Genomic DNA, 7,372 nt, shown 5'->3' with positions numbered 1-7,372 from the left:
AGTTGTATGAGGGATAAGGGCAAATTGTAGGTTTTATCTCAGGTTCAAATTTAAGATTTTAGCAGCACTCCAAACTCTACAATTTGCGTATAGTGGTAGCTAATCACTATATCAATCAAGATACAAGCAGCACTGCTGCGCAAGTCTCCTTCTTGCACGTCGTTTAAAGCAGTGCTTTAAACTCGTTCAGGAGAGGGAGCGTTGCGATAGTAAATGATATCTGCATCCGAAATGTGCGAAAGGCGACATGGATGTCGCCGTTGGGTAATTAATATCTGTTGTGATCTTGCAATAAAAGTTATTTTCTAATGAAGCTCTCCCTCCTTTTTTAAAGGAGGGTCGGGGTGGATTTAAACCGAATCAAATCGAGGAAACCATATATGAATACAGCTGTAGAACTCATCATTTTCGACTGGGATGGCACCTTGTTTGATTCAGTCGGTCAAATTGTGGCGAGTTTGCAGTTCGCTGCACAGCAGTTCCAGCAACCCTTAACCGATGACGCGGCCAAAAGTATTATCGGTTTGGGTCTGCCTGAAGTGGCGCAGCGTTTGTTCCCGATGGTACCGGAATTGCATGGCGAGATTTTGCAGTGCTATTCCGAACACTATGTGGCCAACTCCAAAACTGATGTCTGGTTTGACGGTGTGGCAGCAATGCTGAATGATTTACAGGACGCAGGGGTAAAACTCGCGGTGGCTACCGGTAAAAGCCGTAAGGGTCTAGATCGTGTGCTGCAGCAAACCCAAAGTATGGATCTGTTTGCTGCGACCCGTGCCGCCAGTGAAACCCGCTCTAAACCGCATCCCTTAATGTTAGAAGAAATTCTGGCAGAAACCGGAGTGCGCCCTGAGCAGGCGATTATGGTGGGCGATACCTCTTATGATCTGGAAATGGCACAGGCCATTGCCATGCCGCGTGTGGGTGTCAGCTATGGGGTACATACGGTCGAAGTGTTACAGCTGTTTCAACCGCTAAAAATTGCCGGGGATGTCAGCAGCCTGCATCAGTTCCTGTTACAGCAGGTGCAAATGAAACAGGCCATCTAGGCGGGAGAGCATCTTTTCAGAAGAAGTGAACCTCTTGCCGCTTCTTCTTTTATTCAAGAGCTTATTTTCTTCCTTCTTATATTGATCTCTGCCTGGGCATGTTGCGTGATTGCAAAGTTTCGTCTTTCTTTTTCTGTTCTGTAGGCTGTATGAACACTGTGCAGCCTTATTGCCTCTAAAAGCTGCTGATAAAATCGTCTAATACCGAAGCCTTAAGCGCTGAAACTTCTCATCCAGATTTCCTTAAAAAGTGGATAGAAATACTCGGAAATCTATAGCTATCAGAGGCTTCGTGCCGGTTGAGTTGTGGCTGTGTTATAGGTTCTAGCTATTGTAAAAAATAAAATAAGTATTGGCATAAAAAGTCCATTTTTCCGATTCTAAATCAGTTTATATCTATGCGCGTTTGCTAGAGATCGGTAGCAACAGCCTGTTGCCGCTCTGATCAGTCCCCCCTATATCGGCCGATGTTCAGCTGCATGCCGAAAAATCTAGTCAACAGCATAAGCCCAATTTTTGCAGTTTAAGGAAACATTGATGTCGAATTCTGCTGTTGTTGCATCAGTTGCTCAAGCGTTAAGAGATGCTGAATTATCACAAACTGCGATTGCACCGATTCGCCCACAATTAGGCGGTGAATCTGCTGATGTAGATATCGCGTACGCAGTTCAAGAAGTAAATACCGAACGCGCGTTGAAAGAAGGCCGCCGTTTAGTAGGTCGCAAAATTGGTTTGACCTCGAAGGTAGTTCAGGCACAACTGGGTGTTGATCAGCCAGATTTCGGTATGTTGTTTGCAGATATGGCCTATGGTGATGGTGAAGCCATTCCTGCAGGTTTGCTGATTCAACCGAAAGTTGAAGCAGAAATTGCACTGGTCATTAAAGAAGATTTGACCAAAGAAAAACACACCTATGCTGACATTATCAGTGCAACTGACTACGCACTGCCAGCAGTAGAAGTGGTGGATAGCCGTATTGAAAACTGGAAAATCAGCCTGATTGACACCGTGGCAGACAACGCATCTTCAGCGGCGTTTGTACTGGGTTCTCAACCGGTAAAACTGGAAAACCTGGATCTTGTGAACTGCAAGATGGTCATGACCCGCGGTGAAGAAGTGGTTTCTCAAGGTGTGGGTAAAGCCTGTTTAGCCAACCCGCTGAATGCTGCAGTCTGGCTGGCAGATGAAATGGTACGCCGTGGTCGTCCATTGTTAAAAGGCGACATCATCTTAACAGGTGCATTAGGGCCAATGGTTGTGGCGCAACCAGGCGATGAATTCAAAGTTGAAATTGAAGGCTTTGGTTCAGTTACAGCGGCATTCGCTGCTGAATAAGCCCCAACCTGATCAGAATTTTAAGAGAGTACATTCATGAAAAAGATTAAATGTGCAATGATCGGTCCAGGTAACATCGGTACTGATTTGCTTTACAAATTACAACGTAGCGAATGGTTAGAGCCAGTATGGATGGTGGGTATTGACCCTACATCTGAAGGTCTGGCGCGTGCGGCGAAAATGGGTTTAAAAACCACGGCTGAAGGTGTAGATGGTCTTCTTCCTCACGTAATCGAAGATGACATCAAAATTGCATTCGATGCAACGTCTGCATACGTACACGCAGAAAACAGCCGCAAGCTCAATGAACTTGGCGTATTGATGATTGACTTAACACCTGCGGCGATTGGTCCATTCTGTGTACCACCAGTGAATCTTGAAGCATTGCTTGCGGCTGGCGAAGTACCAAACGTTAACATGGTAACGTGTGGTGGTCAGGCAACCATTCCAATGGTTGCTGCAGTTTCTCGCGTTCAACCTGTTGAATATGGCGAAATCATTGCAACGGTATCGACGAAATCAGTTGGTCCGGGTACACGTAAAAACATCGATGAATTTACTCGTACCACTGCGGGTGCAATTGAAAAAGTGGGCGGCGCGAAACAAGGTAAAGCGATCATCATCATTAACCCAGCTGAGCCACCACTGATGATGCGTGATACTGTTCACTGTCTCGTTGAAGGTGAGCCAGATCAAGCAGCGATTACTGAATCTGTGCATGCGATGATTAAAGAAGTGCAAAAATATGTACCAGGTTACAAACTGGTAAATGGTCCTATTTTTGACGGTAACCGTGTTTCGATCTTCTTAGAAGTCGAAGGTTTAGGTGACTTCTTGCCGAAATATGCAGGTAACCTCGACATCATGACAGCAGCAGCTGCACGTACTGCAGAAATGTTTGCTGAACACGTTTTCAACACTGCTGAAGCTTAAGGAGCAACCTCATGTCTAAGATTATTGTTCATGATATGACTTTACGTGATGGTATGCACCCGCAGCGCCATCAAACCACTGTTGAGCAAATGATTGCCATTTCAACAGCGCTAGATGATGCCGGCGTACCTTTAATTGAAGTGACCCACGGTGACGGCCTGGGCGGTTCATCAGTGAACTACGGTTTTGCTGCTGCAACAGATGAAGAATACCTGTCTGCTGTTGTGCCACGTATGAAGAATGCGAAAGTGTCTGCACTGCTTCTTCCTGGTATCGGTACAGTTGACCATTTGAAAATGGCGCATGAAATTGGTGTATCGACGATTCGTGTTGCAACACACTGTACAGAAGCGGACTGTTCTGAACAGCACATCACTGCTGCTCGTAAACTCGACATGGACACCGTGGGCTTCTTAATGCTGGCTCACATGGCTTCTCCTGAGCGTCTTTTAGAAGAAGCACAGAAGATGGTGTCTTACGGTGCAAACTGTATTTATGTCACAGACTCAGCAGGTTACATGCTTCCTCAAGACGTGAAAGATCGTGTAGGTCACTTACGTCAACACTTAGATCCAAGCATCGAACTCGGTTTCCACGGTCACCACAACTTAGGTATGGGTGTATCGAATACGGTTGCTGCGGTTGAAGCAGGTGCAGTACGTGTGGACTTGGCCTCTGCAGGTCTTGGTGCGGGTGCGGGTAACACACCACTTGAATTGTTCATTGCTGTAGCGAACCGTATGGGTATGGATACAGGCGTTGACCTGTTCAAAGTACAAGACGTTGCTGAAGACCTTGTGATTCCAATGATGCACAACCCAATTCGTGCAGACCGTGATGCGGCAACTTTAGGTTATGCGGGTGTTTACTCTTCATTCCTGTTGTTTGCAAAACGCGCTGAAGCGAAATATGGCGTGTCTGCGCGTGAAATCCTGATGGAACTGGGTCGCCGTGGTACAGTCGGTGGTCAGGAAGACATGATTGAAGACTTGGCGTTGACCATGTCTAAAGCACGTGAAATGCAAGCTTAAGTTTTAATTTTAAAACTGGCTTAAGCAAAGCACTCCAATATATTTGGGGTGCTTTTTTTATTGGTGTGATTGAGTTGCTTAATATCACACTTTAAAAATAAATCCGGATTTAAAATCACACAGATCAATGTATTTAAAACGCATCTTATTTTTATATAAAAAATCTGTTAAATGATCAGCCGGGATTTATTTTAAAAGGATGGAAAAAGGGGGAGTAGAAAACCGATTAATTTAAATTCGAGGAAAAGCTGAATTATTTTAAATATTAAATTTTTTATAAATAATACTGATAGTTAAAAGCTATTAGTTAAAGTGTTAATGTTAAAACCAATAAATAAAGCTTAAAAACTCAAAATAAATAAAAAATACAGTGAAAAATAATATGAATAACAGATGTTTATATTTTTAGGGTGGAGAGTATTTAGCAGGGAAATGATTGCTGAAATATCTTAAAAAAATAAAAAAAGCGCTGTGAAATCAAAAAAATGCCCAAACCGATAAATGTTTAATACTGTGGTCGGATTTTCTATTTGATTATGCTTACGCATGATGACGGCATTGTTTTTATCTGCTGAATGGGAAAATTTACCATGCGTCGTCAAAAATTATGGATAGCAATGCTTGCTGCGACAGCAACTTTAGGAACTTCTGCTACATATGCAGATTTTATTGATGACAGCAATGTTCAACTTAAATTTAAAAATTTCTATTTAGATCGTCAGTATCAAGATAAACCAGAATTGAACTTTGGTTCATGGTCACAGGCGGTAACTTTGGATGCCAAGTCGGGTTATCATGATATTGGTGGTGGCGTGCAAATTGGAGCAGATGTACTGGTTCAACATGCAGTTAAACTCAACGGCCGTGATCAAAATCCGGATTGGGTGTTACCTCACGATGGCAAAGAATCTAAAGATCATTTTGGTAAAGTTGGTGCAACCTTAAAAGTTAAGGTATCTGAAACTGAGTTGAAGGTTGGTGATCTATTACCAATGTCACCAGTGGTATTCTTTGATCCATCTCGCCAATTACTGACTACTTATAATGGTGCCTGGTTAGAGTCTAAGGACCTGAAAGATACCAAGTTAACTCTGGCTTATATTGATGGCATTAATGCACGTTATGAAAATCAATATCATGACCTGAGCTTATTTCCGCAAAACAACTTTGCGACAGCAGTCAGTACAGATGACGGTATGTATATTGCCGGGATTGATCATCAATTCACCCCAAAAGTGGGGGGTAGTTACTGGTATGCAGATGTCACCAACATCTACCAACAGCATTATGCCGCTGTAAACTATAAAACCACCTTGGCTGAAAACACCAAGTTAGACACTCATGTACGTTATTTTGACAATAGCGAGTCAGGTGACCAGCTGTATGGCAAGATTGACAGCCAGGCCGTGTCTGCAGGTGCAAAAATCAACCATGGTATGCACACAGTACAATTAGGCTACCAGCAAATGTTTGGAGAGCATGGTAACAAAGCGCCAATGTTCCCGACATTGGGTGGTTGGGTACCACAGCCTTATCTAGACAACTGGTCGGTGGCAAGCTTTATCCGTAAAGATGAAAAATCATGGAGCTTGGGTTATACCTATAACTTTGCTGATGTGGGTGTACCAGGTTTAACCGCAACTGCACGTCATTTCCGTGGTTGGGATGTCGATAATGGTGCAGGCGAACCGCGTGGCAAAGAAAATGAAAACAACCTGATTGTGAACTATGTGGTACCAGAAGGTAAGCTAAAAGGTTTAGGTTTCAACTACATGTTTATTGATACCAACTATGACAATATCTCAGGTGGTAACGATCTAGAAGAACACCGTATCGCGACGACCTATACCTATACATTCTAATTGGTCAAGATCAAAGAGCAGCTGCACCTCCAGCTGCTCTTTTTTATATAAAAACAGATGAAAGTCCTAATAAAAATAAGGATTTAAAATTAACTAAAATGTTTAAAAACAATGGCTTAAATAATCGTTTTTTTGTAGCTTAAAATCGTAATTTTGTATCAGTTGAAAGCGCAGGAGCGGTTAATATAAGCCTATAGAAAACGCATGTTCAACGAGTCACTTGACGTCCAGACCTTCCAAGATTGAGGGAAACGCAAGCTAAAGACTGTATGAGGAGTAAGTATGAGCACTGTCCAAATCCCTGACTATACAACAGATTCATTCTTTGGCTTAGAAGATAAATGGATTGAAACCGCAGAAGGCGAACTCACCCATTACCATGAAATTGGTGAAGGTACGCCAATTCTGTTCTTGCACGGTTCAGGTACGGGTGTATCTGCAGCGGCCAACTGGTGGTTAAACCTGCCACAAATTGGTGAACAGGCACGTTGTATCGCGATTGATACCATTGGTTATGGTCAAACCGTTGTTGCACCGGGTACCCAATACGGGATCCGTGCCTGGGTTGATCACGCAATCCGTACCTTAGATGCTTTAGGTATCGAGAAAACCTGGTTGGTGGGTAACTCTTTAGGTGGCTGGTTGGCATTTCAATTGGCACTGGATTATCCAGAGCGCGTTCTGGGTATCGTGTCTATGGGTACCGGTGGTGCCAAGCAAACTGCGGCACTGAAAGCGCACGCGAACCCAGTACTGACTGAAGAAGGGATCCGTAAGACACTGTCTATGTTCGTGGTGAACAAAGACCTGATTACAGACGAACTGGTGAAAGTCCGTTTTGACTCGGCTGCAAATGACTATGCATCTGACCGTTTAATGGATGTGGTGGGTGCGCGTGACCGTGACCGTTTCGAATTCCCGTTAGACTTCGAAAAAATGAAAGACATCACCGTACCTGTACTTCTGATTCATGGTACTCAAGACGTGGTGATTCCAGTATCCCGTACCTGGGACATCCTGAATGTGGTGCCAAATGCAGATGCACACATCTTCAGCCAGTGTGGGCACTGGTCACAAGTTGAAAAAGCCGATGAGTTCAACACAGTTATTAAAAACTACCTGGCGGCGCACGGCGTAAAATAAGTCGGTGATAAAAGCGAAA

The 7,372-nt window shown here is 43.7% G+C and carries 6 protein-coding genes; all 6 read left to right on the top strand.

The window, feature by feature from the left end:
- Positions 1-380: 380 nt before the first annotated feature.
- The 6 genes from FTU55_RS04955 to FTU55_RS04930 all read left to right on the top strand — a co-directional run bounded on the left by FTU55_RS04955 (position 381) and on the right by FTU55_RS04930 (position 7,353).
- A complete protein-coding gene (locus FTU55_RS04955; protein WP_180046349.1) occupies positions 381-1,049 on the top strand; it encodes an HAD-IA family hydrolase in 669 nt (222 codons plus the stop codon).
- A gap of 537 nt (positions 1,050-1,586) precedes the next feature.
- Positions 1,587-2,384: a 2-keto-4-pentenoate hydratase gene (locus FTU55_RS04950; protein WP_005181967.1), complete on the top strand. Its 798-nt coding sequence runs from the start codon at positions 1,587-1,589 to the stop codon at positions 2,382-2,384.
- A 36-nt stretch (positions 2,385-2,420) separates the two neighbouring features.
- A complete protein-coding gene (locus FTU55_RS04945) occupies positions 2,421-3,317 on the top strand; it encodes an acetaldehyde dehydrogenase (acetylating) (protein WP_005181969.1) in 897 nt (298 codons plus the stop codon).
- 11 nt (positions 3,318-3,328) lie between these two features.
- The gene (gene dmpG / locus FTU55_RS04940; protein WP_005181971.1) at positions 3,329-4,348 is read left to right on the top strand and encodes a 4-hydroxy-2-oxovalerate aldolase; all 1,020 of its coding nucleotides are present in this window, start codon (positions 3,329-3,331) and stop codon (positions 4,346-4,348) included.
- Positions 4,349-4,938: 590 nt separating this feature from the next.
- Entirely contained in the window at positions 4,939-6,210 is a 1,272-nt protein-coding gene (locus FTU55_RS04935) for an OprD family outer membrane porin (protein ID WP_180046348.1), read from the top strand.
- Positions 6,211-6,492: 282 nt separating this feature from the next.
- Positions 6,493-7,353, top strand: a complete 861-nt coding sequence (locus tag FTU55_RS04930) for an alpha/beta fold hydrolase (RefSeq protein ID WP_005181976.1) — start codon at positions 6,493-6,495, stop codon at positions 7,351-7,353.
- Positions 7,354-7,372: the final 19 nt, after the last annotated feature.

This window comes from Acinetobacter sp. YH12117 (genome assembly GCF_013418865.1).
Taxonomy (GTDB): domain Bacteria; phylum Pseudomonadota; class Gammaproteobacteria; order Pseudomonadales; family Moraxellaceae; genus Acinetobacter; species Acinetobacter indicus.
Note: the sequence above shows the minus strand (reverse complement) of the source record. Positions and strands in the feature narration are given on the sequence as shown.

Excerpts from the sequence above, each read along its gene's own strand:
- FTU55_RS04935 (WP_180046348.1), top strand. The coding sequence starts at position 4,939 with ATGCGTCGTCAAAAATTATGGATAGCAATGCTTGCTGCGACAGCAACT.
- FTU55_RS04945 (WP_005181969.1), top strand. The coding sequence starts at position 2,421 with ATGAAAAAGATTAAATGTGCAATGATCGGTCCAGGTAACATCGGTACT.
- FTU55_RS04955 (WP_180046349.1), top strand. The coding sequence starts at position 381 with ATGAATACAGCTGTAGAACTCATCATTTTCGACTGGGATGGCACCTTG.
- FTU55_RS04930 (WP_005181976.1), top strand. The coding sequence starts at position 6,493 with ATGAGCACTGTCCAAATCCCTGACTATACAACAGATTCATTCTTTGGC.
- dmpG (WP_005181971.1), top strand. The coding sequence starts at position 3,329 with ATGTCTAAGATTATTGTTCATGATATGACTTTACGTGATGGTATGCAC.
- FTU55_RS04950 (WP_005181967.1), top strand. The coding sequence starts at position 1,587 with ATGTCGAATTCTGCTGTTGTTGCATCAGTTGCTCAAGCGTTAAGAGAT.